This is a genomic window from Gemmatimonadaceae bacterium, from assembly GCA_019637355.1.
Taxonomy (GTDB): domain Bacteria; phylum Gemmatimonadota; class Gemmatimonadetes; order Gemmatimonadales; family Gemmatimonadaceae; genus Pseudogemmatithrix.
This window is the reverse complement of sequence record JAHBVT010000001.1, coordinates 2,864,787-2,891,293: the sequence shown is the minus strand read 5'-3', so window position 1 is coordinate 2,891,293 and position 26,507 is coordinate 2,864,787. Positions and strand designations below refer to the sequence as shown.

The following is a 26,507-nucleotide window of genomic DNA, read 5'->3' as shown; positions in this document are numbered from 1 at the left end:
TTGGCCGCGCCGACACCGAAGAAGTTCGACCGCTCGATCGTCGAGGGGCCGGTCAGCAGCGCCGTCTGGAAGCTGGCGTGGCCGACCGTGCTGCAGAACGTCATCGGCGGGCTACAGGGGATCGTGGACCACGCGATGGTGGGACACTACGTCGGCTACGCCGGCAACGCGGCCGTGGGCGTGTCGCTGCAGATCTTCATCGTCGTCATCGTTTTCGTGATGTCGCTGTACACGGGGATGGGGGTGCTCGTGGCACGGCACGCGGGCGCCGACAAGTCCGAACTGGTGAACCACGCGGTGTACCAGGCCTTCGTGGCGACGATGTTGCTCGCGCTGTTCGTGCTGGCGCCGATCGGCTGGTTCGCCACGCCGTGGCTGCTCGACCTCGTACGCGCCGCGCCGGCGGTGCAGGCCGAGGCGCTGCTGTACCTGCGCATTATGCTCGTCGGCAACATCGGGATGATGACGTTCTTCCTGCTCGGCGGCGCGCTGCGCGCGGCCGGCGACGCACAGACGCCGATGCGGCTGGGCGTCGCGATGACGGTGATGAACGTGCTCCTGAACATCATCCTGATCCGCGGGCTCGGGCCGATCCCGGCCTTCGGCGTGGCAGGCGCCGCGATCGGAACGATGATCGCGGGCGTGACGGTCAGCGCCATCGGGCTCTGGATGCTGATGACGGGCCGCCTCGTGGTGCAGTTCCCGCCGCGCGAGCAGCGGCGCATCGACTGGGGCACGATCCGCCAGCTGTTCCGCTTCGGACTGCCGGCGGGCCTGCAGGGCATCGCGATGAACGTCGCCGGCGTGCTGTTGCTGCGGTTCATCGGCTCGCTGCCGCAGAGCGCCGAGGCACAGGCCGCCTACGCGGTGGGCTACACCGAGCTCTTCTCGCTCATCACGTGGACGTCCGTGGGGCTGATGGGAGCCGCGGCGGCGGTGGCCGGCCAGAACCTCGGCGCCGGCAAGCCGGAACGCTCGGCCGTCGCGGTGCGCGTGGCGGCCGGGTACGGCGTCGGCATCGCCGTGGTCGTGGGCACGCTGTTCCTCACGATGCCCAACGTGCTGCTCGGGCTCTTCGGGATGAACGATCCCTCGGTGCTGGCGCTCGGCAGCGAACTGCTGCGCTGGCTGGCGGTGTCGGGGCTGTTCATCTCGGTCGCGCTCACGGTGACCGGTGGTCTGCAGGGCACCGGGGACACCAAGGGCCCGCTGTACATCTCGATCGTCTCGCAGATCATCGTGCCGCTCGGGCTGCTCACGACGCTGCAGGGACTGCGGCCGCTCTCGGCGAGCGATATCTGGCTGGCGATCCTCTGCGGACACATCACGCGTTGTGCGCTGAGCGTCTGGCGGTTCCGCCGTGGCGCCTGGCGATCGATCTCGATCACGCCGGCGGGCTGAACCGGGGTGCCTGCGGGATTAGGCACCCTGTGTTCCTTTTTCCCGGACCTCGCTAGCTTATAGCTCGAATGTCCATCGTATTCCGGCGATGAGTACGGCCGCGCGCGTCCGGGCGCCGCGCGACCCCAGTCCCCCCCGCACGCGCGAACCGCTCGTGTGGGTGTTGGTGCCGCATCTCGAGACGGACGACGAGAACCTCGCGTGGTACTACGACTTCTCGCAGAGCCGCGCCGAGTATCGGCGGGCCTTCGCCGCCCTCGGCATCGCGTGGCGCTGGCAGAAGGTGACACTGGCGGACCGTGATGCTGTCATCGCGCGGATCGCCAAGAGTGCCGAGCGGCACGACGTCACGGTCTTCAATCTCTGCGATGGCGACGAAGCCAACGGCGTGCCGGGCCTCTCCGTCATCCACGCCTTGGAGCGGCACGGCCTGCGCTACACCGGTGCCGACGCGCCGTTCTACGACGGCACGACGTCGAAGCTGGATATGAAGCGCGCCTTCGATCGCGCCGGCGTGCCGACGGCGGCGTGGGCCGAAGTGCCGCGCGACGGCCGCGGTGCCGCGGCGCTGTTCGCGCGCCTCGGCGGCGGTCCGCTGATCGTGAAGCCCGCCGTCTCCGCCGGCAGTATGGGCGTGACGACCAAGTCGGTGGTGCGCACGCCGGCCGAGCTCAAGGAACAACTGCAGCGCCTGCGCCTGGGCTATCACGGCTGGGACCTCACCAGCGGCGGCGTCCTGGCCGAGCGCTTCGTGACCGGCCGCGAGTTCACGGCATTCATCGTGGGCAACCACGATGCCGCCTCGCGCCGCCTTGTGTACGCGCCGGTGGAGCGGCGGTTCAACTCGCGCCTGCCGATGGAAGAGCGCTTCCTTTCGTTTGACCGTCTCTGGGGGATGTATGAGGTGGAGTCGCCGGTGGGCGGCTACGAGCGCGACGAGGACCTGTGGCGCTACGCGCCGGTGCCGCGCGCCGAGGCGGCGCGGATCCGCGAGGTGAGCTGGGCGGCGTACGCGGCGGTGGGTGGGCGCGGATACGGGCGCGTGGACCTGCGGCAGGATGCCGCCACCGGCGAGCTGGCGGTGCTCGAGGTGAACGCGCAGTGCGGCCTGTCGGAGGACGAGCTGTTCACGAGCATCGGCGCGATCCTCAAGTTCGCGCGCCGGCCGTTCGCCCACGCGGTGGCGGCCATCCTCGCGGCCGCGCGGCAGCGTAGCCGCGTGGGCGTGCGCCGCGCCGCGTGAAGATCTGCGTCCTCCAGCCGGACTATTCCACCTCGACGGTGGACTACCGGCATTATGATCCGCCGCGCAACCTCGCGGCGCTGGCACCTGGGCACACGGTCCACCACGAGTTCCTGCACAAGCTCAGCGTGCACCGCCAGCTGCAGGCCCTGAAGCCGCAGGGCTTCGACATCTATGTGAACCTCTGTGAAGGCTACCTCGAGTGGGACGTGCCGAGCGTGGACGTCATCCATTCGCTCGAGCAGCTGGACCTGCCCTACACGGGGCCGACGCCGCAACTCTACGATCCGTCGAAGCCCTTGATGAAGTACGTCGCGCACTCGGCCGGCGTGGCGACGCCGCGGCACGTGGTGGTCGGACCGGACGACGATGCCGTGGCCGCGGCCGCTCGCGCCAAGCTGCGCTATCCGCTGTTCGTGAAGCCGGCGAAGGCCGGCGATTCGCTGGGCGTGGACGAGCACGCCTGCGTCGCCGACGCCGAGGCGCTGCGCGGCCAGGTGGCGCAGGTGCAGCGGGACTATCCGGAGCTGCTGGTCGAGGAATTCATTGAGGGGCGCGAGTTCACCGTGTTGGTCATCGGCGACGCCGACGGGCACGGGCGCAGCACGGCACTGGCGCCGATCGAGTATCGCTTTCCCGAGGGCCGCCGCTACAAGAGCTACGCGCTCAAGACCAGCGAGCTGCACCCCGACGCCAATGTGCGCGTGACGGACCCGACGTTGGTGCAGCGGCTGCAGGACGCGGCGCGCATCGTCTTCCGGAGCTTCGACGCGACGGGCTATGCGCGGATGGACTTCCGGATGGACGCGGCGGGGACGCTGTACTTCCTCGAGATCAACTTCACCTGCAGCGTGTTCTATCCCGAAGGCTGGGAAGGCTCGGCCGACCACATCCTGCGACTGGACGGATTGGGGCAGGCGGGGTTCCTCGAGCGGATTGTCGCGGAGGGGCGCGCTCGCTACGCACGGCGCCGCAAGGCGTACACGATGCGCGGCGACGCCATTGCGGGGTATGGCATCGTCGCGGCGCGCGCGCTGCAGGCGGGCGAGGTGATCTTCCGCGGCGAGGAGCGCCCCTTCCGCCTCGTGACGCGGCGTCACGTGGAGACGCACTGGGGCGCGACGGAGCAGGAGCTGTTCCGCCGCTACGCGTACCCGATCAGCGCCGAGGTGTACGCGATCTGGGACAGCGAGCCCTCGGCGTGGGCGCCGCAGAACCATTCCTGCGACCCGAACACCGCCTACCTCGGCCTCGACGTCGTGGCCGCGCGTGCGATTGCCGTTGGCGAAGAGCTGACGCTCGACTACGCGCAGTTCCTGGACACCGCCGCCGAGCCCTTCGACTGTGCCTGCGGAGCCCCGCGTTGCCGTGGCGTGGTCACGGGGACGGCGGGAAACTCGGTGACCGCGCGCGAAGCGGCAGCACGGTCACCGCTGTCGGCGTGAGCGTCGGTTCCGCGACGTAGCCGGGGACCTCAGGGAACATCGCGTCGCCGGCCACGCTATCAGCCCGCGCGGGGAGGCTGTAGGTTGTGGCATCCCCCACTCCTCACTCCATTTCCCGAGGTCCTGAATGCGTCGTTCGTTCCACTCCGTGCTGTCGCTGGTCGCCCTTGTCGCACTCGCGACCGTCCTGCCGCGGACCGCGGTGGCTCAGGCGGACTCGCCGCTGCTCGATGCGCAGGCCGACAGCGCGGTCGCGATGTTCCGCGCGCAGGGCTTCTCGCTCGCCCAGCAGTCGCGCGGGGCGCTGGCGGCTTCGGCCTCGCGTGACGTGACGCTGGAGATCCCCACTGGCAAGACGGGCATCGTCGTCGCGGTGTGCGACGCGAACTGTTCGGACATCGACCTCGAGGTCTTCAAGGGTAGCCAGTCGGTGGGTTCGGACTTCGAGCCCGATGACGTACCGATTGTCATCCTCGAAAACCAGACCGGCGAGATCCGCGTGAAGGTGAGTATGGCCACCTGCCAGGGCAACTGCGGATACCGCCTGATGCTGTTCGTGAACTGACTTCGGCTGGTGGTGATGCAAAGCGGGGGCGCAGCGATCGCTGCGCCCCCGCTTCGTGTCCGGACCGGTCGCTGCCTAGCGCCCGGCGTCGAGGTCGTTCCAGTGCAGGATGGCGTTGAAGCCGAGGAAGAACGTCCCGTGCGTCTGCCAGCGCCAGAACGGGCGGATGCCGAACATCACGACGTGTCCGTCCCCGACCGGCGCATCGACGACCTGCGCGCGGTTGGCCAGGGCTTCGCCACCGGCCAGCGTGCCCGAGAGCAGCATCTGGTCGGGGTTGGCGGGGAAGCTGAGGATGGCGCGAGGCCGGGTGTCGCGTGCGCGCGCGGCGGCGGCCGCTGCCGGTGCGGCGCCCGCTGCTGCGGCGCCCTGTGGGCGTGGCCCGCCAGCGGCACCAGCCGCTGCGGGTGCCGGCGTCGCGGCAGGCGGCCGCTGCCCGCCGCGAACCGGTGCGGCCGCGGGTTCAGTGGGCGTGCCCTCGACGGCGCTGAAATCCCAAGGCGAGAGCGTCACGCGCGTGGCCATCGGCGTGGTGTTCTGCTGCGCCGCGTTGCCGCCGGCGCCCCCGCCGCCGAATCCGCCGAAGCCGCCGCCGGCGCCGGCGACGCTGAGTACCGGCGCCTGGTTGAAGTACACCGGCACCTGTGCATTGAAGCCGTAGGCGATCGGGCTGCGGCGGTCGGTGACGATGCCGCGCATCACCGAGCCGCGCACGAAGAGGTCCGACGGGGACTCGACGGAGACGCCGGTGGTGAGGTTGTACTCGGGGAAGATGGTGCTGGTGGCGCCCTCGACGATGAGTGTGCCGCCGGCCTTCACGAAGTTGTAGAGCTCCATCAGGCCCTCGATGCCCATCCCGCCGCGGATGTCGTCGGCCTCGTCGTTGGCGCCGAGGTTGGGCGTTTCGGGCGTGCGCTTGTAGGGCAGGGGCATCGTGCCGGTCATCGCAATGCCATTGACCTGCGCCTGGGCCGTGCCGCCGACGTGCGGGAAGATGATCACGTCGTAGCGGGCGCGGAGGTTGCCGTCGCGCAGGCGCTGGTCGGCGAAGTACTCGTAAGGGACGCCGTAGGTGTCGAGCGCGGCGCGGACCCAGCCTTCGTCCTGCGTGCGCTGCCAGCTGTGGATGTAGCCGATGCGCGGCACGTCGAGGTCGTGCGTGGCGACGCTGGGCATCGCGGCGACGGCCGTGCCCTGCAGGCCGAGCTCCGCGAGCGTGGCGCCCACGCGCGCGAGGTCGGCGTCGGGGATGATGAAGGCGCCGGCGCGGAATCGGCGGCCGCCGGCCTCGAAGTCCGCCTGTGCCGCGCGCATCGCGACGTCCTTGAGCCGGAAGCGGAAGGTGACCAGCGCGTTGTCGGTGGTGTGGTCGACGATGACGACGCGTCCGTTGCCGCTGATGCCGCCCGTGGCCCGTGCCGGCGCCGTGAGCGGGGTCATCCGGCGCGTGAGCACACTGGAGTCGGAGACCGGCGTGACGACGACGTTGCGCATCAGCTGGAAGGTCCAGCCGGTGTCGTCGTAGGGCCGCGGGTTGGCGGGCGAGAAGTTCTGCACGCTGAAGTACATATCGGCGAGCGTGCGGTAGGGCTGGTCGGCGCGGACGATCCAGTCGCCGCGCGAGACGCGCGTGCTGCCGGCCTGGAAGTCGGTGTCGGCGACGTGGATCTCGAGGCCCTGGCGCTGCAGCTCGTTGATGGCATCCACGGCATCGACGCGACGGCGCTGGTTGGCCGGCACGTGCCAGGCATAGGTCGGGCCGGCGCGTCCCTTCTCGACCGAGCGCTTGTTCTTGAGCCAGTAGTTCTCGAGGTACAGGCGCCGGTTGCTGGCGAAGTGATCGAGCGAGAACAGCAGGCCCGACTGGCCGATGTTCACCGAGTTGCGGGGGCCCCACTTGATCTCGGGCAGCGGCGGATTCGGGCGGAACCACTCGCGCGAGGTCGTCTGTGGCGGCACGCGCAGCGACGCGACGTTGTCCGGGCCGTAGCGCTGTACTTCGTAGAAGCGACCGATGGCATTGTGCGCGTGCGTCGCGAAGAACAGGTAGTTGGGCGTCCAGCCGTCGTAGAAGCCGTAGGTCCACACGCCGGGCACGCCGCGCTTGGTCATCTCCATCACGTCCACCTGCGCCATCGTCCACCACTCGGTGACGGTGATCGGATCCAGCCACTCGTTGTACGGGCCGGTGCCGGTGGAGGTGTAGAGGTACGACACCGACTCGTGCAGGTCGTGCATCACCTGCGGTACCCAGTCGAGGAAGAAGCGGTTCGTGTGGCGCGTCAGGGCGAGGAACTGCCCCATCCCGTCGCGATTGTTGTCGTGCGCCACGTACTTGCCCCAGTACATCAGCGGCAGTTGCGCCTCGCCGCTGGGGCGGGTCTTGTTGAAGTAGTAGGTATCCACCTGGCGCTCGCGACCGTCCACCTCGAGCACCGGCGTGATGAAGACCACGCTGTTGTTGCGGATGTTCTGGATGAGCGGCATCTCGGAGACGGCGAGCCGGTAGGCCAGCTCCATCACCATCTCGGGGCCGCCGGTCTCACCGGAGTGCAACCCGGTGGTGACCCAGTAGGCCGGCTTGGTCGTGCGAATGAGCTCCTGGGCACGGGCATCGCTGGTGCGCCGCGGATCCGTCAGCTCCTTGAGCTGGTCGCGGTTGCGCTCGAGGTTGGCGATGGTCGCCTCGTCGGAGACGGCCAGCACGTACATATCGCGGCCTTCTTCCGAGGTCCCGATCTTCCAGACCTTCACGCGGTCGGACGCGGCGTCGAGCGCCTGGAAGTAGCGGTGGATGTCCGCGGCGTAGGTGAGTTCGCCCGGCGTGCCGACGATGCGGCCGAAGAACTTGAGCGGCGTCGGGATCGTCGGGTGCGCCGGGAGATGGTCCACCAGCTCGGTGGTGATGCGCGGGTCCTGCAGGTGCTCGCGGATCTTGGCCGTGTACTCTTGGTCGATCGGCTGCTGTGCGAGGGCGGGCAGCGCGAGGGCCGCGGTGAGCGACAGCGCAGCGAGGATGTGCCGCGCGCGGGTGGGAAGGACGTGCACGAAAGCTCCTGGCTCAAGGATGGTCAGAAGCTACGCGCCACCCGGCCGGAGTGCTTGCCGGCGCGCCGCCGGTACGGGATCTTCCGGCAATGGCGACCGACCCACTCGAACGATTGCGCCGCATCTGTCTCGCGCTGCCAGAAGCGACGGAAGTGCTGGCCTGGGAGACCTCGACCTTCCGCGTCGGCAAGATCTTCGCGATGTATGCGCAGCCGAGCGACTCCAAGCATAGCGGTGGACGGCCTGGGGTGTGGCTCAAGGCGGCGCCCGGCGACCAGGCACTGATGCTCGCCGACCGGCCGCAGCGCTTCTACTTCCCGCCCTACGTCGGCAAGGCCGGCTGGGTAGGCGTCTGGCTGGACAAGCGCCCGCCCTGGGGCGAGATCGCGCGGCTGGTGGAGGACTCCTACCGCCTGGTCGCGCCCAAGCGCCTCCTGCGGTAGTTTCTTGCCGACCCCCCCCCACCGGAGAATTCTCGGATGCGTTCGTTGATGCGCCGTGCGGTCCTGCTGGCCCTTCCCGCCGTCTTGTTGGCGGCCGCGACGCCAGCGGCGGCTCGCGCCCAGAATGTCGTGGACCTGCTCACGCGTGCCGCGATCGAGGCGATGGGCGCGGCGGGCCTGCGGCTCGAGAGCCACAGCAGCGGCAGCCTGAATAACGGCGGCACGACCGACATCCAGATGCAGATTCCCAACGGCAAGTCACTGGCCGGCGTGATCGGGGTGTGCGATGAGGACTGCGACGACCTCGACCTCACCGTCTTCTCCGGCAGCGGCAGCAAGCTGGGCGAGGACGTGACGCCGGACGACGCACCGGTGGTGCCGATCCAGAACTACAGCGGCCAGATCCGCGTGCGGGTCACGATGGCGTCCTGCACTCTCGCGCCCTGCGCGTACCGGGTGATGCTGTTCGTGAACTGAGAACCGGACGGAAGACGGAGGACGGATGCAACAGACGCGGGGGGACGGCTTCGAGCCGTCCCCCCGCGTTCTTCTGTCATCCGTCCTCCGTCTTCCGTCTTATACCGGGAACAGCATCTCCCGATAGCGCGGCAGCGGCCAGTACTGATCGCCGATGCTGACCTCGAGCGCGTCGCTGATGTCGCGGCAGGCGGCCATCGCGTCGGCGCCGGTGCTGGTGAGGAAGGCCGCGCACTTGGTGACGTCGTCGTGCAGGGCGTGCGCCTTCTTCACCGCCGCGTGCAGCGCCGCCGTCTTCGCCTGCAGGGAGGTCACCCGCTTGCCGATGGCATCCAATGCCGCCTTCTGCGGGATGCTCTTGATGCCCACCGTCTTCGCCTTGGCGGCGCCCTCGGCCAAGTCGCCCAGGTAGGCGTAGGCGGCCGGCAGGATCATCGTGTCGAGCATCTCGGACATCATCTCCATCTCGATCAAGAGATCCTTCACGTAGCGCTCGACGCGCACGTGATAGCGGCTCTCGAGCTCCGCGGCCGACAGTACGCCGGTGCCGGTGAAGAGGTCCTTGGCGGCCTTGGTGCTGAGCTGCGCCAGCGCCTCGGGTGCGCGGCGGAGGTTGAGCAGGCCGCGCTTCTTGGCTTCGCGCACCCACTCCTCGCTGTAGCCGTTGCCCTCGAAGCGGATGGCGCTGGTGTCCTTGAACGCCTTGCGCACGACCTTCAGCGCGGCGTCGTCCACGGCCGCACCAGCGGCGATCTCCTTCTTGAGCTGCGCCGTGAGCTCGGTGATGGCCTCGGCCACGACGGTGTTGAGGATCATCACCGGGAACGCGATCGACTGCGACGAACCCACCGCGCGGAACTCGAACTTGGCGCCGGTGAAGGCGAAGGGCGAGGTGCGGTTGCGGTCGGTGTTGTCCTGCTCGATCTCCGGCAGCTTGGCGACGCCAAGCTGCAGCATCGCCTGCTCGGCCTTGGTGCCCGCGCGGCCGGCGATGATGTCCTCGATCATCTTCGTGAGCGCGTTGCCCATAAAGATCGAGATGATGGCCGGCGGCGCCTCGTTGGCGCCGAGCCGGTGCTCGTTGCCGGAGCTTCCGATGCCGGCGCGCAGCAGACCCTGGTGCTTGTGCACGCCCTTGAGCACCGCCGCCAGGAACATCAGGAAGCGGATGTTCTGGTGCGGCGTCTTGCCGGGCTTGAGCAGGTTGATGCCGTTGAGCTCGTTGTCGGAGGCGATGGACAGCGACCAGTTGCAGTGCTTGCCCGAGCCGTTGATGCCGGCGAAGGGCTTCTCGTGCAGCAGCACCTGCAGGCCGTGGCGCAGGGCCACGTCCTTGAGCACGGACATCACGAGCTGATTGTGGTCGGAGGCGATGTCGGTTTCCTCGAACATCGGCGCCATCTCGAACTGGCAGGGCGCGACCTCGTTGTGCCGCGTGACGATCGGCACGCCGAGCTTGTAGAGCTCGTGCTCCACCTCGGCGAGGAAGGCCTGCACGCGCTCCGGGATGCCCCCGAAGTAGTGGTCCTCGAGCTGCTGGCCGCGCGGCGGCGGCGCGCCCACGACGGTGCGGCCGCCCATCACGAGATCGGGACGCATCGCGAAGTGCGTGCGGTCGATGACGAAGAACTCCTGCTCGGTGCCCATCGTGGTGTAGACGCGCAGCGCGCCCTTGTCGCCGATGGTGTCGAGCAGCTCACGCGCGGCCTTGGACAGCACCTCGCTGGAGCGGAACAGCGGGGCGACCTCGTCGAGGGCCTCGCCGTTGTAGCCGATGAACACGGACGGAATGCAGAGCGTCTTGGTGCCGGCCGCTTCCATAATGAAGAGCGGCGAGGCCGGATTCCACGCCGTGTAGCCGCGCGCTTCCCAGGTGGCGCGCAGGCCGCCCGACGGGAACGACGAGGCGTCCGGCTCCGACTGGATCAGCTGCTCGGCGGTGAACTTCTCGATGGCGTTGCCGTTGGCATCGAGCGTGAGGAAGGCATCGTGCTTCTCGGCGGTGAGGCCGGTCTGCGGCTGGAACCAGTGGCAGAAGTGCGTCACGCCCTGCGCAATCGCCCACTCCTTCACGGCCTTCGCGACGGCCGGCGCGATGGCGGGCTCGAGCTTCTTCCCGAGGCGCACGGACTGCGTGAGGCTGTCGTAGACCTCCTTCGAAAGCTTGTCGCGCATCTGCTTGGCGCCGAAGGTGTGGCTGCCGAAGTAGGCAGAGGTCGGCTTGGGGTTCTCAGCCATCGACGGAACGTCGGGGACGATGGGCTTTCGCGTGGCGATGGCACGCATCGCGACGAGGCGGGGGGTGTCGGTTGTGGACATAGGACGGAAGACGGAGGACGGAAGGTGGGCGTCGGATGGCGCGAGAAGTGCAGGAATCTACTGACATTTTGCAAAATTCCAAGCGGAAACTCACATATTCACATAAAAATTTGCAGAATCTGCACGAATCAACTGACACTCTGTCAATATGCGGGCACGGCGCGCAGGGGTGAATGCCCCTGCGCGCCGTGGCTTAAGACGTTGTCCTGTAACGGGTTATTCGCGTTCGATGACCCGAATCTCGCCGCGCATCCGTTGGTGGATGGTGCAGCGGTACCGAACCAACCCGGTGTCGGCAGGCACCCACTCGAAACGCTCGCCCGCGCGCAGGTCGCCGGACTCGAAGCTGCCCGGCGCCGAGGCGTCGTGGCGCACGATGTCGCGATTGATCCAGACGATGGTGTCGCCGCGCGCGACTTCGAGGCGCCGAGGGCCGAAGGAGTTTCCGCGCATCGTGATCTCGTGCTTCGTCCCGCGCGCGCCGACGGCCGCCGCGCCGCAGGCCACCGCCAGCACGACGACGAGGCCTGCGAGCGCGCGGCGCGTGATCACCGGCGCGCCTTCTGCGCCGCGAGGTGGCGCGCGTGCTCGAGGTGCGCGGCCACGGCCGGCCGTACCGCGACCAGCAAGGCCTTGAGCTCGGCGTTCTGCGCCGATGGAATCAGCGCGTCATCGATCGCGGCGAGCACGGTCGTGTGGTACGTGACTTCATTGGCCGCGTAGGCGCTGTCGAAGGCGAAGCCCTCGAAGTCGCGCAGGGTGAGCCGCTTAACCTCGGCGTCATCGCGCAGGTCGAAGGCGATGCTGTTCATCTGCGGCGTCACGCCAAGGCGCGCGACGAGGGAGCCGGCGGCTTCGTTCACGGACTCGTGATCCTTCTTCACCATCGTCGCGAACTCGCGAACGGCGGCATCCTGGCTCTTGGCCAAGGCGAGGTCGGCGTACTGGATGTCGATGGTATTGGCCGTGACGACGATGGCGGCGATGTTCGCGTCCGTCAGGGCTTCCGGCGCGGGCGCTTCGGCGCTGCGGCTGCGGCAAGCGGTCGCCAAGAGGGCGAACGCGGCGAGGAACAGGATGCGACGGGACATTGGCACTCCGGATACTGGGCGGAACGGTGATGGTTCGCTAGAGCGTAGCGGTCGTGCTAGGCCTTCGGTTCCGCCGCGCGCTGCCGCCGTTGCATCGCGCGCGCAAGGAGCACGAGGGCCAATCCCCCGACGATGCAGACGGCGACGAGCGTCGTGGTGTCGCGATTCACGAAGCCGATGCCGAGCAGGACGGTGCCGACGGCATACGGCAGCTCGGCCAGCATCAGCGCCGCGAGGTAGCGCGGCAGCGGATAGCGGGCGAGGCCGAGGAGGTACCCGGGGATCTCGGAAGGCAGCGCAAGCTGGAAGAGCAGCACCGATCCAAACGACGGTTGCTTGTCGAGCAGCGGCTTGTAGCGCCGCAACGCCTCGCCGGCGACGATCCAGCGCAGCACGGGCCGTCCCAAGGTCGCGGCCAGCGTGTACGCGGTGAGGCCACCCAGCGTCCAGCCGACCCACAGCATCACCGCGGTCCACGGCGCTCCCCACGCATAGACGGCCGCGGGCACGAGCACGGCGCTCGAGACGAAGCCCAGCATCGCCGAGAGCGCAGCGAGACCGACGAACAGCAGCGCGCCGCCCACTGGGTGCGCCACGATGATGCTGCGCGACGCCTCGAGGACGTCGAGCAGTTCGTGGTGCAGCGTATCGGAGCGCCCGACGGCGACGAGCGCGGTGACGAGCGCCGCGAGGAGCAGGACGCGCGTGGCGGTCGGACGGAAGCGAGCGGCGCGGGAGAGCAGGCGAGACATCGCGACGGGAACGGCGACCGCGACGTGCGGCCGGCCCGCTTAAGGTACGCGGGCCGGCGGGCGCTGGGCACCGCCGGCGCCCGGTGCCATCCCCGGGAAGCCGGCCTGCGGGTTCTTGATGCGGGCTGGCAGCTTCTCCCACTGCGCCGGGGTGAGCACGCGCTGCAACTCGGCCATCGACTCGGTGCGGATGCGCTGCGCGTCGCCGAGCGGTCCTTGCAGTTGCTGCATCATCGCCTGCGGATCGGCGTTGTTGCCCAGGCGCTGCAGGCGCTCCTGCACGCTCGCGGCGAGCGTGTTGATGCGACCGTCGAAGGCCTCGCGCATCGCGTCGAGCCGGGTGACCTGCGCGGAGTCGAGTCCAAGCGAGTCGCGGATCGCCAGCGTCTGTTGGAAAGGATTCTGCGCGAAGCGCCGTACGATGCCGGCCATATCGCCGCCGCCGGGACCGCCGGCAGCACCGCGGCCACCGCGCGCTGCCGTCTGTGCAGCGAGCATTGCGTCGCGCGTGCGGTCCGGTCCGACGGTGTAGCGCATCTGCAGCGCGATCTGGAACGGGTTGAGCTGCTGCCCCACCCCGCGGCCGCCGGCCCCGGTTCCGGTGGCGTCGCCGAAGCGTTCATTGATGGCGTACTGGAAGCGCTGCGTGCCCGGATCGAAGCCCGTCACATAGAGCAAGTTCGGATCGATGCGCCGCGGCTGGCCCCAGCCTTCGAGGTCCTTGCCGTTTACGATGCGATCCAGGCCGGCGAGCGGATTCACGAGCTGCAGCGAGATCATCAGGTTGCGTTTGAGCCCGAAGCGGTCGGGCCGGTAGTTCAGCCGTAGGTCCAGCGACGGGAACCACGGCGCGAAGCAGCTGTTGCGAGCGGCGAGTTGGCCGAGCTGCGACGAGAGGCACTCGCGCACGCGCGGCGTGGCGCCGTCGAGCAGGCTCTGCATCGCGCCAGCGAGTGCAGGGTCGGCGGTTGTGGCGGGGTCAAAGACAAACGCGCGGTCGTTGCGGGCGCCGTCGCCGTTGATGTCGTTGCCCACGCGTGGCGTATACGGCTGCCCCGACGTGGCGCGGCCGATCATCGTGAACTCGACGGACGGGTGCAGCGGCATCGTGAGCGTGGTGACGATCACGTGCCGCCGCTCGAGGTCGCTGGTGCCCCAGGGCGTGTCGTTGGGATCGCCGGCCGTCGTCGGCGAGGCGAAGGCCTGTTGCGCGCTGCAGCAGGAGAACGACGACTGGTCGCGCGAGCGGGCGAAGGTGTAGTTGGCGCTCATCAGCATCCCGTTGCGCAGGAAGCCGTTGGCGCCGAGCGTGACTTGGCGGGTATCCGACCGCAGGCCGCTGCCCACGGCGAAGACCGAGCCGTAGTTGGCGTTGACGCGCGAATCGAGGTTGTTCACCACGCCGGTGGCGGGGATGATGGCCCCAGGCGCGACGTATACGGGCCGGTTCCCTTCGTCAGCCAGCGTGAAGCGCGGCGTGGGATCGAAGTTGAGGTCGCGCACGCCGTACAGCGCGATGCCGAGCGCGTAGGAGACGTCGAGGCTCAGGTTGATGCGCTCAAGTACGCGGCGCTGTACGCCGAGCGAGGCACGCCAGGAACGCGGCGCGGAGAAGTCGTTGTCGAAGGTCGTGACGTTCGGGCGCTGCGTGATGGTCGGCCCGCCACCGCCGCCGCTGAGGCAGGATGTCGGGATGGCGGTCGGATCGGCGCGGTACAGCGCCCAGTCGGGCGTCGGGACGTCTGTGCCGACGCAGACCAACTGCGTCTCGCCGTTCGGCAGCCCGGTGGCGTCGATGGCGCCGGTGAGCAGCCCGTTGGGTGCGCGGCCGCGGAACTCGCCGATGCCGCCGCGGATGATTGTCGTGGCGAGGCCGGCGAAGGGACCGCCGCCGCCCATCGCGCCGCCCATTCTGCCACCGAATCCGCCACCGGGGCCGCCTGCGCCACCGCGGCCGCCGCCCGGGAATCCACCGCCGGGAGCTCCGCCGCCCTGCGCGCCGCCTGGCGCAGCGGGCTGGCCCTGCGGCGGAAGCCCGAGCGTCCAGGTGAAGCCGGCGCGCGGGCTCACGTGCGTCTCGCTGGGGAAGCGATCGGTGCGGCGCCCGAAGTCGGCTTCGACTGCCGGGTTGTACGCGGGCAGCCCGCTGTACGACGTGTGCTCGAGGCGCGCGCCGTAGGTCATCTGGAAGGCGCGCGAGACGCGCCAGGTGTCGCCCAGGTACAGCGCGCTGTTGGTGATGCCGCCGTTGCGCTCCGATGGCGCCAACGTGCGCGTGAACTGCGCCGGCACGTTGGCATCGAGGTCGGCCAGCGAGAGGTAGGTGAACGTCCCGTTGCGGTTGGTGGCGTAGTCCTGATCGTAGCGGCTGACGTTGACGAGGCCGCCGAGCTTCAGGCGGTGCGCACCGTCGTTGGAGATCCACGAGAGTTCGTTGGTGGCTTCGAGCTGGTCGTTGGCGACGTCCTGCGGCAAGGCCCCGTTGCCACCGAAGGTCAGCGCCGACACGGAACGCGACCCGTCGTCGAAGTCCGAGATCACCTGCACACGGCCGGCCGGCGCGATGAGATACGGCCTAGTGTCGCGCGTGTCCACCGCGCCGTAGAGGCGCAGCTCATTGATGAAACCGTTGTCGAACTGCGAGATCAGCGACGCGAGCACGCCGCCGCCGAGGGAGTTCAGGTCACCGCCATAATGCGGCACGCTCAGCGCCGAGATGCGCTGGCCATCCTGCACGCCGAAGCGCCAGTCGCCGCGCAGGGTGAGCGTGTGCTTGTCGGTGAGCACGAAGTCCATTCGCGCCAGCGTCGAGAGGTTCTCGGAGAGCCGGCGCGATGGAATGCCGTCCACGCGCGCGGGCAGTCCGTAGCCCTCGACGAGATTCAGGAACCGGCTGGCGGAGTCCTGCGCCACGCCGAAGCGTTGGAACACGACCTCGTTGCCGCTGAGCAGCGACTGTAAACCGTCGGCGCGCGCGCGGAATTGCGCCGAGCCAAACCAGAACGCGCGGTTCTTCTTGATCGGGCCGCCGAGGCCGAAGGAGTACTGGTTCTGCGTGTACGGCTGACCGAACTGCACGGCCTCTTCGTCGTAGAACTGCATCTCCGGCGTCCGCAGGTCGTAGCCGAGCGAACCCTGCAACTGGTTGGTGCCGCTGCGCGTGGTGCTGGACACCTGCCCGCCAGTGAACTGGCCGCGGGCGACGTCATACGTGGAGGTCACGACACGGCTTGCGCGCACGGCTTCCTGCGGCACCGCGCCGCTGCCGAACGAGAGTCCGTCGAGCGTCACCTGATTCTGGTCCACGCGCTGGCCGGCCACGGAGAACGCGGCGCTGGCGGAGTCGCTGCCGCCGAGCGTGACGACGCCGGCCGAGAGGCCGGCGAGTGCGGTCGGATCGGTCGCATCCACCGGCAGGCGGTAGAGCTGGTCGCCGGAGAGCACGCGCTCCTGCGTGCCGGGCGTCGGGCGGTCGGCATTGCTCTGCAGCGGGCCGCGGCTGGCCGAGACCACGAACTGCTGCAGGGTCTGCGCCGACCTCTGGAGGCGGATCGTGACCTCGAGCCGGTCCTCGTCCGATTGCCGCAAGACCATCTGCGTGGAGGGGGCGTAACCGATGGCCCGCGCCGTCACCCGGTACTGGCCGCTGCCGTCGGGAAACAGGATGGTGAACTGGCCGCGGTCGTTGGTGGTGCGGCCGCGGGAGGTCTGGGTCTCGATGGACATCGCCTCGACCCGGGCGCCCTCGATGGGCTTGCCTTCGGTGTCGAGCACGCGGCCGACGATGATCTCGGTGCCGCTGCCCGTCTGGGCGGCGAGCGGGGCTCCGAGCAGGGCGATCAGGGCGGCCGAGGCCGCAGGCAAGTAGCGGAAACGCATTGGTTGGGTGGTGGGACGCAGGTAGGACGTTCCACTCCCTCAAAACGTTCGTGCCCAGCCGCCCGCCCTCGGTCACGGCCGCCGGCGCCCCGGTCGGGGCCCGGAAACCTCGGGGCCCCGGCGCGGACATTTCGGTTGAGAAGGGGCCGACCCTCGGCTAGCTTCCAAGCACGGCGCCGTGGCCAAGTGGTAAGGCGGCAGACTGCAAATCTGCTATTCGTCGGTTCGATTCCGACCGGCGCCTCTGAACTTCTGACGGATGACGGATGACGGAAGCCAGAAGGGTGCGCCGAGCCGAGCTCAGCGCACCCTTCAAGCATTCGTCATCCGTCATCCGTCCAGTCTACACGCCTATCCGCGCCAGCGCCGCGGTCACTTCCCCCAGCACCGTATCCGTGTGCGCCGCCGAGGTAAACGCCGCTTCGAACTGGCTCGGCGCCAAGTACACACCGTGGGCCAGCATCGCGTGGAAGAAGCGCGTGTAGCGCTGCGTGTCGGCGGTCTTGGCGCTGGCGTAGTCCACGACCGGCGTATTGGTGAAGAAGCTGCCCCACATCGTCCCGAGGTGTGCGGCCTGGAAGGGCAGGCCGTTCCCACGCGCCCAGGCGGTGAGCATCTTCACCATCTGCGAGGCGGCGCGCTCGGCCTTCTCAAAGGTGCCGGGGCGCGAGAGGACCTCGAGCGTCTTCAGGCCACTGACCATCGCGACGGGATTGCCGCTCAGCGTGCCGGCTTGGTACATCGTGCCGGCGGGCGCGACCATCTCCATCAGGTCCTTCCTGCCGCCGTAGGCACCGACGGGCATCCCGCCGCCGATCACCTTGCCGAGCGTGGTGAGGTCGGGCATCACGTTGAACTTCTGCTGCGCGCCGCCGAGCGAGACGCGGAAGCCGGTCATCACTTCGTCGAAGATGAGCACGATGCCGGCCTTGGTGCACAGCGCGCGCAGGCCTTCGAGGAAGCCTGGCTGGGGCGGGATGAAGCCGGCGTTGCCGACGACCGGCGCGACGATCACTGCCGCGACCTGATCCACATTGGCATCGACCAGCGCCTGCACTGCGGCGATGTCGTTGTACGGCGCCGTGAGCGTCTCGGCGGCGGTAGCGGGCGTGACGCCGGGCGAGTCGGGCAAGCCGAGCGTCGCGACACCGGATCCAGCCTGCGCCAGAAACGCATCGCCGTGCCCGTGATAGCAGCCGGCGAACTTGATGATCTTGCTGCGGCCGGTGGCGGCGCGGGCGAGACACACGGCGCTGATCGTCGCCTCGGTGCCGCTGGAGACGAAGCGGACCATCTCCACGCTCGGCACCATCGCGATCACCCGCTCGGCGAGCTGTGCCTCGAGGTCCGACGGCGCCCCGAAGCTCATCGCCACGCCGACTTGTTCGCGCACGGCTTCCACGACCTCGGGATGGCAGTGACCGAGGATCATCGGGCCCCAGGAGAGCACGAAGTCCACGTAACGATTGCCGTCGGCGTCCCAGAGGTAGGGTCCGCTGGCCTTGGTCATAAAGCGCGGCGTGCCGCCGACGGAACGGAAGGCGCGCACCGGCGAGCTGACGCCGCCGGGCATCAGCGCGCGGCTTCCTTAGCGTAGTAGGTGATGATGCGCTCGGTGTCGGCGTGCTTGATGGCGACGAGCGGATGCGGGAAGTGCGCGCGCACCTGCGCCGAGGATGTCCACGGGTTGCAACGTGACTTCCGTCGCGAGCTCGGCGTGCGGCACATCGTGAGGAAGTCGGCCTTCCTGCGCACCGCCCGGTACTCCGGCAGGTAGCGGCCGGCCTGGCGCATCATCCACACGGGGGGACGGTCAACGGGCTCGCGCCGCAGGGCGCGAAGGAAGCGATCATTCACAGCGGAGACCTCTGTCTGGACAACGGAGACCGGCGTTTCGCGCGCGGCCGCGCGACTGGGGCGGACGCTGGGCCTGCACAGAGGGAATCTAAAGTCAGCGCGAACGCGTGTGGTGCCTCGTCCGGCGCGATGGGGACGTCCTGAGCGCCGTTACAGCGCCCGCGCCTCGCTAATGGCGAGGATGTTGTCCTCGGGATCGCGGCAGAACGCGACCCAGATTTCGTGCGTGGCCGTGCGGCCCACCACGTGCGGCGCTTCATCAAATGGTACGCCGCGTGCCGCGAGCGCCTCATAGGCCGCCGCGCAGTCGGCCACCTCGAAGTACATAATCGAGTTCTTGTGGTCCACCTCGGCACGGCTGGGCTTGCTCAGCATCAGCCGCACGCCGCCGGCGTCAAAGAACGCCATCCCCGCCGTCTCGAAGAGCAGCGGCAAGCCGAGCCCGTCTCTATAGAAGGGGACCGCGCGTTCGACGTCGTGCTGCACGAGCGCGATCTGCTGGATCTTGCCGAGCTTGATGTCTGCCACGGGATGCTCCCGAGGCTAGAAGGCCTCGTTGAAGGCGACGTACAGGCCTGACTGCCCCGCCTTGCCCACGGCGTAGTCCACACGGATCGCCGAGCGCGTGCGCGGGTCGAGGCGGAATCGAATGCCCGCGCCCCCGCTTGGCAAGACGCTGCCCTCCGAGAGACCTTGCAACGAGCGCCCCAGCAGCGCGCCGCCGCCGAAGCCCGTCAGCACGAAGCGCTCCCCCCAGCCGAAGGCGCCGCTGCGCAGCTCCATCTGTGTGGATGCCATCCAGTGGTCGCGATAGCGGCCCATCGTGTAGCCGCGGTTGAGCGTGTGGTGGCCGAGCAGCGCCATCTGGTCGATCGGCACCGCGCCGTCGTTGCCGACGAGCACTGCCTGCACGCCCACCGAGCTGCCGCGCAGCAGCGGGCGGTATCCACGCAGGTCCACGCGCGTGCGCGTGAGGAGATTCGTGCGACCCTCGTGGCGTAGCGGCCCCACGCCCAGCGAGATGTCCACCACGCGTCCGTTGGTCGGGGCGAACAGGTGGTCGCGGGTGTCGTGGATGACGCCCAACTGCGCCGTCGCCAGTTGGTAGGGGAATGCGCTTTCGTCCGGTGCCAGCACCGCGCTCTCGACGTCCACGAACACGGCGCGGACGCCGGCGTTGAGCCAAGTGGCCCGGCCGGTCTTGCGATGTCGCGTGAGGGCGAGTTCCAGCGTGACGGGCTCGTAGTCGACGGGTTCGGCGAACGTCTCGTACCCGGAGCCCCAGTGCGGCAGAGGGAACCGTGAGACGATCACCGCTGCCCAGGTGCGTCGCTGGTTGCCGGGCGCCCAGCGGTCGTACTCGACGAACGCTCGCTGCTGCCCCTTGGTGGTGGCGACGGCATTGCCCATCAGCGACGACGGCCGCGTGTCCAGCGAGTCGTCCGGCTGCAGCGTGCGGAACAGCGCCGCGCCGAACTGACCGCCCGTCTCCGGCGCCGAGCCGACGACGGGCAGGACGGTGGTCTTCCACGTTGCCTGCGCCGAGAGCTGCGGGGCAAGGCCGAGGCAGGCGAACAGCGCCAGCGATGGCAGTCGCATACGTCCTCCGGAGTGACTGCTGAATCGTGCCGCCGCCGCGCCCGTACGGCAAATGCGGCCCTAGGGCTGCCCTCGGTTTGCCCCCCGCCGCCTAAGCCGCGAGATTCCGCATATGTCCGAACGCCGATTCACCGACGACGAAGTCGCCCGCATCTTCTCGCGCGCCACCGAAGTGCAGCGCGAGTCCTCCAAGACCCTCACTCGCAACGAGGGAATGACGCTGGCCGAGCTGCAGGCTATCGGCCAGGAAGCGGGCATCTCCGCAGAGCTCGTCGCGCGTGCTGCGCGTGAAGTGGACCAGCCCGCGCCACCCAAGCTCCCGGCGATGCTCGGCATCCCTATCGGCGTCGCCCAGGACGTAGAACTCGGACGCAAGCTCACCGACGACGAATGGGAGCACCTCGTCGTGCGCCTGCGCGAGACCTTCCACGCGCGCGGCAAGGTGGAGACGCACGGCTCGTTCCGGCAGTGGACCAACGGCAACCTGCAGGTGTTGCTCGAACCCAGCCGCAGCGGCCACCGCCTGCGCTTCCGTACGCTCAAGGGCGAGACTCGCGGGTTCGTCGCGGCCGGCGTCTCGATGCTCGCGGCGTCGAGCATCATCGTCCTCGCCGGCTCGCTGACTGGCACGATGCAGCTCGCCGAGATGATTGCCAGCTCGCTGCCCATTATGCTCGGCGGCGTGGGAATGACTCTCGCCGGTCTGGTGCGCCTGCCGCGCTGGCGCCGCGAGCGCGAAACGCAGTTTGAGCGCCTGGCGAGCGAGATGCTGGAGATCACCGGCGGCGACTGAGCGCGCGCCGACGCTTTCCGCGCACCTCGTCTAGCCGCGCGAAACCACGCTGCCGCCAAACTCCCCGAGCAGCCGCACCACGTCGCCGAGTTTCGCGAAGCGCTCGTCAGCTGTAAGTCCCTTGCGATACCGCGCGTAGATCTGCTGCGCGATCACCGCCACCTTGAACACGCCGAAGGCGTGGTACCAAGTCGAGGCGCGCTGCATCCGCCCGCTCTTCTTGAGGTAGCGCTCCCAGAGCTCGGCGCGCGTGAGGTTGCCGGGCAGCGCCGTCATCCCTAGCCCCAGCGCCTTGAAGGCCGGATGATCTCCCGCCTCGATCCAATACGCCAGCGACGTACCCACATCGAGCAGCGGATCGCCGAGCGTCGCCATCTCCCAATCCAACACCGCGACGATCTTGCCAGGCTGCGCCGCGTCGAGCACAAGGTTGTCGTACTTGAAGTCGTTGTGGATCAAGCAAGCCCCGCTCTCGCTGGGCTGATGCTCGGCCAGCCACGCCGCGAGCTGTTCCACGCTGGCGACATCGTCCGTGCGCGACTTCTGCCAGCGCTCCGTCCAGCCTTCGACTTGCCGCGACACATAGCCCATCGGCCGCCCCAGCCCACCGATGACTGGGTCCGACGGCGTGGCACCGTGAATGGCGATGAGCGTGTCGAGAAAGCGCTCCCCCAGCGCCGCGAAGGCCGCCGCGTCGTAGCCCGGAGGCGCCGAGTTGCCGCGCAGGATCACTCCGCGCACGCGCTCCATCAAATAGAAGGGCGCCCCGATCACGGACGCATCGTCGCAACTCGCAATCACCTTCGGTGCCGGAATCCCCCGCAACTCGCACACCGACAGAATCCGCGCCTCGCGTCCCATATCGTGCGCCGATCCGCCCGGCGCCCCCTTCGGCGGCCGCCGCAGCACCACTTCGCCAGAGGAAGTCGTAAGCAGGTACGTGAGATTCGAGAACCCGCCCGGAAACTGCTCCACCGCCTCGACGCGCCCCACCTCCGCCGCCGCAGACGCAATCCACGCGTTCAACGAGTCCAGCGGCAGTTCCTCACCAGCCCTGACGGAAGTCACCTCACTCATCGCCACACTCCCAACAAGCATCCGTCATCCGTCATCCGTCCTTTCTCACACGCCCCGCCATCCCTGCCGCAGCAAGAATCCGCCGCCCCACCGCACTCTTATGCACCTCATCCGGCCCATCATAAATCCGCGCCCCACGCTCGTGCCGGTACCAATACGCCAGCGGCGTGTCGTCGGTCATCCCCAGCGCACCGTGCACCTGGATCGCGCGGTCGAGCACGCGCTGCAGCACGCCGGCCACGTGGAACTTGATCATCGAGATGCCGTCCCGGGCCGCCGAGGCGCCCTCGCGCTCGATGCGATGCGCCACGTCCATCACCAGGAGCCGCGAGGCATCCAACTCCGCGCGGCACTCGGCGATCCAATGCTGCACCGCCTGCTGCTGCCCCAGCGGCTCGCCCGGCGCCAGCTCCCGCGTGGCCGCGCGCTGCACCATCAAACGGAACGCGCGCTCGCCGATGCCAATCCACCGCATACAGTGGTGGATGCGCCCCGGCCCGAGCCGCTCCTGCGCCAATGCGAAGCCCGCGCCCTCATCGCCGATGCGGTTGCTCACCGGCACGCGCACGCCCTCAAAGCGCAGCTCCGCGTGGCTGGCGTAGTCGCTGCCCGCCTCGCCCATCACCGGGATGTTGCGCACGAACATCACGCCCGGGGCATCCAGCGGCACGATGATCTGGCTCGCGCGCTTGTGCGGCGGCGCGTCGGCATCCGTCACCGCCATCACGATCGTGAATGCCGCGCCCTCGGCGCTCGACGTAAACCACTTGTGGCCAGTGATCACGTACGCGTCGCCATCGCGCCGAGCCTGCGTGTCCATCCAGACTGGGTTGGAGCCGGCGAACTCCGGCTCTGTCATCGCGAAGCAGCTGCGGATCTCGCCGCGCGCCAACGGCTCGAACCACTGCTTTCGCTGCGCGTCGCTCCCGTGCGCGAGCAGCAGCTCCTGGTTGCCGATGTCGGGAGCGTTGCAATTGAACAGGTAGTGCCCGATGGGCGACTCACCCAACACCGCACTCACCTCGGCGAACTCCGGCAGTGCGAGCCCGAGCCCGCCGTGCTCCTTGGGCAGGTGAGGGGCCCAGAGCCCCAGACTCTTCACCTCAGCGCGGAGTTCGCTCAGCTGCGGCACGAGCTCCCGGAACGGGCGGCTCAGGAAGGAGCGCTCGAGCGGGAAGGCGTGCGTTTCAAGGAAGCGGCGGATCTGGGTGGTGATCACATCGGGCATTGGGCTGCCGACTGGGGACGGATGACGGAGGACGGATGCAGGAACGCGAATCGGCTCAGCCTTCCATTTGGCTCTTGTCCTTCGCGGTCGTACCGCGGGCTGCGCGCTCGAGGGCTTCCCACTGGCTCTTCGTCAGCGAACCCATCCAACTGAACTGGCCGCTGCCCTTGAGCTTCTCGCCGCCGTCAATCGTGATGCAGTCGCCGTTGATGTAGTCGGCGAGGTCGCTGACGAGGAATGCCGCGAGATTCGCGAGCTCGATGAGTTCGCCCGGACGACGCGCCGGAATGCGCTCGATGGCGGCGTCGAGCAGCGAGGGGTCAGGCAGCAGGCGGTCCCAGGCGCCCTTGGTGGGGAAGGGCCCCGGTGCGATCGCGTTGCAGCGGATGCCGCGCGGGCCCCACTCCACCGCCAGCGAACGCGTCATCGCGAGCACGCCGGCCTTGGCTGCGGCGCTCGGCACCACAAAGGCACTGCCGCCCTCAGCGTAGGTCGTGACGATCGAGAGCACCTTCGCCTTGCGGCCTTCGGCGAGCCAGCGCTTGCCGGCGGAGAGCGTGCAGTAGAAGGAGCCGTGCAGCACGATGCCGAGCACCGCATCCACCGCGCGATGCGAGAGCGACTCCGTAGGCGCCGCGATGTTGCCGGCGGCGTTGTTCACAAGGATGTCAATGCCACCGATGTCGGCCCAGGCGCGGTCGAGCATTGCATCTACTGCGTCGGGGTCGCGGATGTCGCAGGGGATCGCGACGACGCGGCCGCCTTTCGCGGCCATCATCTCTTGCGCGGCGTCGTCCAGAACCTGTTTGCGGCGACCGCAGATGATGACCGTTGCGCCGAGTTCGAGGAAGCGCTCGGCCATCGCCCGGCCGAGTCCGGTACCGCCGCCGGTTATGAGGGCGGACTTGTGGCGGAGAAGATCGGGAGAGAAGGACACTGGGGCGGAGGACGGATGACGGATGACGGATGCGAACGGCTACTACAACTACAGCTGCAACTGCAACGGCAACTACTTCCCTACCTTTGGCCGTTGGCTCGGCGGGTGCGGGCTTGGTCCACGATCTCCTTCACCTCGCGCATCAGCGTCGGTCCGTGGTAGGGCATCCCACCCTTGATCGTCCATTCGATGCCCTGCGTGCGTTCCTCGACGTCGTTCACGATGCGTGTCGTGCCGCCGGGGTACATCACCTTGAAGTCCTCGAGCGGGTTGCCGTCCACCACGATCAAGTCTGCCAGCCAGCCGGCGCGCACGCGGCCCAGGCGCTGCTCCTCGCCCATCAGCTTGGCTGCGTTGCCCGTACAGTGCTGGATCACCTTCAGCGGATGGAAGCCCGCTTCCTGGTGCAGCTCCATCTCGCGGATGAGACCGAAGCCGTAGAGCTGGTAGATGAAGCCCGCGTCGTCGCCGCAGGCGATCGTGCCGCCGAGTTCTTCGAAGCGGCGCAGGGCGCGGAACCAAATCTGGTAGTTCTCCTTCCAGTACGTCTCGTCCGTGCTGCTCCAGCCGATGAAGTACGAGCCGTGGTTGGCCGGGTCCGGCTTGAAGAACTCCTCCAGTGCCGGATGCAGGTAGTCGCGGAACCAGGGCTGCGTCTGCGCGCGCTGCAGGTCGCGCGAGGCTTCGTAGATGCCCAGCGTCGGCACCCAGCCCACGTTGGCGCGCACCATACTCTTCAGCACCGAATCCAACAGCACTGGGTCAGCCTCGCGCCACAGGCGGCCCGCCCAGCGGAAGCGATCCGTTTCGTCGTTGTAGTTGTAGTCCGACGGGAAGCTCTGACGGCCCGAGGGAATCGCCGCATCGGGGATGCCGTACCAGTGCTCGATCGTCGTCGTGCCGCCGGCGATGTCGTCCCACACCGTGGTCTCTTCCACGCCCACGTGGTGCGCCACGCGCAGGCCCTGCTTCTTGGCCTCGTCGAGGATCGCCATCAGGATGTCGCGGTCGAGGCCGGCGAGCTTGAGGCCATCCGCGCCCTGCGTCTTGGCCGCGCGCACGCGTTCGCGCGCCTGCGCCGGCGTGCGCGCGTTGCCCGGGCGCAGGTACGCATACACCCGCGGCGACATCGCCGTGCCCGCGCGCTCGGCGGCGCGCAGCGAGAGCAGGCCGGCGACCGAGTCCGAGCCCACTTCGCGGAAGCTCGTGATGCCCGAGGCCAGCCAGATCTTCAGCGTGTACTCGTATGGTTGCGGATATCCGCCGCGGCCGCGCTGCAGGTGTGCGTGCGCATTGATCAGGCCCGGCAGCACGAACTTGCCCGTGGCGTCGATCTCCGCGTCCGCCTGCACGCGGCGCACATTGCCGCTACTCAGCGCGACGGCATCGAGCCAGACGATCTGCGCGATCGTATCGCCGACGATGAGGATATCCGCCGGGCCACGAGCCGGTGTGCCGTTGCCGTCCACGATGGTCGCGTTGCGGATGGCCAGCGTGCGGCTGCGGACGTTGTGCTGGGCGGTGGTGCTGCCGCTCGCGCCTTGGGCGTCGAGGGCGAGCGGGGCGGCGAGGAGGCCGGCCAGCAGGGCGGCGGCCAGGGGGCGGGCGAGGGAGCGGGTGGGACGCACGTCGCAGGTTCTCCGAGGGAGTGGAGGGTCTGCGAAGGTTACGCGCGGGGGGGCGGGACCGCTATCTCGTCAACTCGACTGGGAGTACGCCAGTGGCTCCAGCTTTCGAATCTTGCGCCCTTGGGGGGTGCGTATCGCGTGCCAGAGATCCCAGTCGGCCTGAAGATCCAGCCAGAAATCCGCCGACATTCCCAGCACCTGTGCCAACCGAAGTGCAGTGTCGGCCGAGATGCCGCGCTTTCCTCGGACAATCTCGTGTAGGCGCACGAAGGAAACGCCAAGTCGCGCGGCGAACGCAGACTGTGAGATGCGAAGCGGCTTCAGAAACTCCATCTCCAGCATCTCACCGGGATGCGTCGGCGGCCGGTGCGTCGGAAGCCGCCGGCTCACGAGCGCATCCGCAGCCAAGCGGCGCCTAGTGGTAGTCTGTGATCTCGACGTGCGCGGCATTTCCATCCTCCCAGCGGAAGCAGATTCGATACTGGCGGTTGATCCGAATGCTGTACTGGCCAAACCGGTCGCCCTGAAGCGGTTCCAGTCGGTTGCCTGGCGGGTGCCGCAACTCCTCGATCCGCCTGACACGTCGAAGCTGGTCCAGCTTTCGTCGCGCAACGGCCCACAGGCGCGGCGGGCAAGTTCGCCGCGCCGCGCGGGTGTCCCGGCCGTTAAAGACGTCCTCCGTGCCGGCGTCCGCAAAGGAGTATATCACGGACGCAGTTATAACG

Annotated in this window: 23 protein-coding genes and 1 tRNA gene; 8 read left to right on the top strand and 16 right to left on the bottom strand. The window is 68.6% G+C overall.

Going from position 1 to position 26,507, the window contains the following annotated elements:
* The 4 genes from KF689_13185 to KF689_13170 all read left to right on the top strand — a co-directional run bounded on the left by KF689_13185 (nt 1) and on the right by KF689_13170 (nt 4,654).
* On the top strand, nt 1-1,401 hold the full coding sequence (locus KF689_13185) for an MATE family efflux transporter (GenBank protein MBX3134329.1): 1,401 nt from the start codon (nt 1-3) through the stop codon (nt 1,399-1,401).
* 88 nt (nt 1,402-1,489) lie between these two features.
* Entirely contained in the window at nt 1,490-2,644 is a 1,155-nt protein-coding gene (locus KF689_13180) for a hypothetical protein (GenBank protein MBX3134328.1), read from the top strand.
* Entirely contained in the window at nt 2,641-4,089 is a 1,449-nt protein-coding gene (locus tag KF689_13175) for a hypothetical protein (GenBank protein ID MBX3134327.1), read from the top strand. Before KF689_13180 ends, KF689_13175 begins: the two co-directional genes overlap by 4 nt.
* 127 nt (nt 4,090-4,216) lie before the next feature.
* Nucleotides 4,217-4,654, top strand: a complete 438-nt coding sequence (locus KF689_13170) for a hypothetical protein (protein MBX3134326.1) — start codon at nt 4,217-4,219, stop codon at nt 4,652-4,654.
* Nucleotides 4,655-4,729: 75 nt separating this feature from the next.
* On the opposite strand, the gene KF689_13165 is transcribed toward KF689_13170, so the two are convergent.
* Nucleotides 4,730-7,702, bottom strand: coding sequence for a hypothetical protein (locus tag KF689_13165; GenBank protein ID MBX3134325.1), 2,973 nt, complete (start codon nt 7,700-7,702; stop codon nt 4,730-4,732).
* An 89-nt stretch (nt 7,703-7,791) separates the two neighbouring features.
* Between KF689_13165 and KF689_13160 the strand changes: the two genes are divergently transcribed.
* Nucleotides 7,792-8,145, top strand: coding sequence for an MmcQ/YjbR family DNA-binding protein (locus KF689_13160; GenBank protein ID MBX3134324.1), 354 nt, complete (start codon nt 7,792-7,794; stop codon nt 8,143-8,145).
* A gap of 48 nt (nt 8,146-8,193) precedes the next feature.
* Nucleotides 8,194-8,622 carry a hypothetical protein gene (locus KF689_13155; GenBank protein ID MBX3134323.1) on the top strand — a complete coding sequence of 143 codons (429 nt, stop codon included), beginning with the start codon at nt 8,194-8,196 and terminating at the stop codon, nt 8,620-8,622.
* A gap of 99 nt (nt 8,623-8,721) precedes the next feature.
* Here KF689_13155 and KF689_13150 read toward each other — a convergent pair whose 3' ends face one another.
* From KF689_13150 to KF689_13130, 5 genes are all read right to left on the bottom strand, one after another.
* Nucleotides 8,722-10,941 carry a glutamine synthetase III gene (locus tag KF689_13150; GenBank protein ID MBX3134322.1) on the bottom strand — a complete coding sequence of 740 codons (2,220 nt, stop codon included), beginning with the start codon at nt 10,939-10,941 and terminating at the stop codon, nt 8,722-8,724.
* A gap of 216 nt (nt 10,942-11,157) precedes the next feature.
* On the bottom strand, nt 11,158-11,493 hold the full coding sequence (locus tag KF689_13145) for a hypothetical protein (protein MBX3134321.1): 336 nt from the start codon (nt 11,491-11,493) through the stop codon (nt 11,158-11,160).
* Nucleotides 11,490-12,032, bottom strand: a complete 543-nt coding sequence (locus KF689_13140) for a DUF4142 domain-containing protein (protein MBX3134320.1) — start codon at nt 12,030-12,032, stop codon at nt 11,490-11,492. Before KF689_13140 ends, KF689_13145 begins: the two co-directional genes overlap by 4 nt.
* A 56-nt stretch (nt 12,033-12,088) precedes the next feature.
* Nucleotides 12,089-12,784 (bottom strand): VTT domain-containing protein, encoded by a 696-nt coding sequence (locus tag KF689_13135; GenBank protein ID MBX3134319.1) that lies wholly within the window; start codon nt 12,782-12,784, stop codon nt 12,089-12,091.
* Between the two features lie 39 nt (nt 12,785-12,823).
* Complete coding sequence (locus KF689_13130; GenBank protein MBX3134318.1) at nt 12,824-16,663, bottom strand: carboxypeptidase regulatory-like domain-containing protein; 3,840 nt, start codon at nt 16,661-16,663, stop codon at nt 12,824-12,826.
* Nucleotides 16,664-16,835: 172 nt separating this feature from the next.
* Between KF689_13130 and KF689_13125 the strand changes: the two genes are divergently transcribed.
* Nucleotides 16,836-16,907: transfer RNA gene (locus KF689_13125), tRNA-Cys, on the top strand.
* A 99-nt stretch (nt 16,908-17,006) separates the two neighbouring features.
* Here the strand turns inward: KF689_13125 and hemL are convergent.
* From hemL to KF689_13105, 4 genes are all read right to left on the bottom strand, one after another.
* Nucleotides 17,007-18,236, bottom strand: a complete 1,230-nt coding sequence (gene hemL / locus KF689_13120; protein ID MBX3134317.1) for a glutamate-1-semialdehyde 2,1-aminomutase — start codon at nt 18,234-18,236, stop codon at nt 17,007-17,009.
* Entirely contained in the window at nt 18,236-18,520 is a 285-nt protein-coding gene (locus tag KF689_13115; protein ID MBX3134316.1) for a hypothetical protein, read from the bottom strand. The genes hemL and KF689_13115 overlap by 1 nt, the downstream gene beginning before the upstream one ends.
* 150 nt (nt 18,521-18,670) lie before the next feature.
* Nucleotides 18,671-19,048: a VOC family protein gene (locus tag KF689_13110; protein ID MBX3134315.1), complete on the bottom strand. Its 378-nt coding sequence runs from the start codon at nt 19,046-19,048 to the stop codon at nt 18,671-18,673.
* Nucleotides 19,049-19,063: 15 nt separating this feature from the next.
* Nucleotides 19,064-20,119: a BamA/TamA family outer membrane protein gene (locus tag KF689_13105; protein MBX3134314.1), complete on the bottom strand. Its 1,056-nt coding sequence runs from the start codon at nt 20,117-20,119 to the stop codon at nt 19,064-19,066.
* 112 nt (nt 20,120-20,231) lie between these two features.
* Here KF689_13105 and KF689_13100 point away from each other — a divergent pair, with 112 nt between their 5' ends.
* A complete protein-coding gene (locus tag KF689_13100) occupies nt 20,232-20,912 on the top strand; it encodes a hypothetical protein (GenBank protein ID MBX3134313.1) in 681 nt (226 codons plus the stop codon).
* A gap of 30 nt (nt 20,913-20,942) precedes the next feature.
* Here KF689_13100 and KF689_13095 read toward each other — a convergent pair whose 3' ends face one another.
* The 6 genes from KF689_13095 to KF689_13070 all read right to left on the bottom strand — a co-directional run bounded on the left by KF689_13095 (nt 20,943) and on the right by KF689_13070 (nt 26,488).
* Nucleotides 20,943-21,989: a phosphotransferase family protein gene (locus KF689_13095; GenBank protein ID MBX3134312.1), complete on the bottom strand. Its 1,047-nt coding sequence runs from the start codon at nt 21,987-21,989 to the stop codon at nt 20,943-20,945.
* 31 nt (nt 21,990-22,020) lie between these two features.
* A complete protein-coding gene (locus KF689_13090; GenBank protein ID MBX3134311.1) occupies nt 22,021-23,208 on the bottom strand; it encodes an acyl-CoA dehydrogenase family protein in 1,188 nt (395 codons plus the stop codon).
* Between the two features lie 64 nt (nt 23,209-23,272).
* Nucleotides 23,273-24,079 (bottom strand): SDR family oxidoreductase, encoded by an 807-nt coding sequence (locus tag KF689_13085; GenBank protein MBX3134310.1) that lies wholly within the window; start codon nt 24,077-24,079, stop codon nt 23,273-23,275.
* 155 nt (nt 24,080-24,234) lie between these two features.
* Nucleotides 24,235-25,782, bottom strand: a complete 1,548-nt coding sequence (locus KF689_13080) for an amidohydrolase family protein (GenBank protein ID MBX3134309.1) — start codon at nt 25,780-25,782, stop codon at nt 24,235-24,237.
* Nucleotides 25,783-25,851: 69 nt separating this feature from the next.
* Nucleotides 25,852-26,115, bottom strand: a complete 264-nt coding sequence (locus KF689_13075) for a HigA family addiction module antidote protein (protein ID MBX3134308.1) — start codon at nt 26,113-26,115, stop codon at nt 25,852-25,854.
* An 82-nt stretch (nt 26,116-26,197) separates the two neighbouring features.
* Nucleotides 26,198-26,488 carry a type II toxin-antitoxin system RelE/ParE family toxin gene (locus KF689_13070; protein ID MBX3134307.1) on the bottom strand — a complete coding sequence of 97 codons (291 nt, stop codon included), beginning with the start codon at nt 26,486-26,488 and terminating at the stop codon, nt 26,198-26,200.
* Nucleotides 26,489-26,507 lie beyond the last annotated feature (19 nt).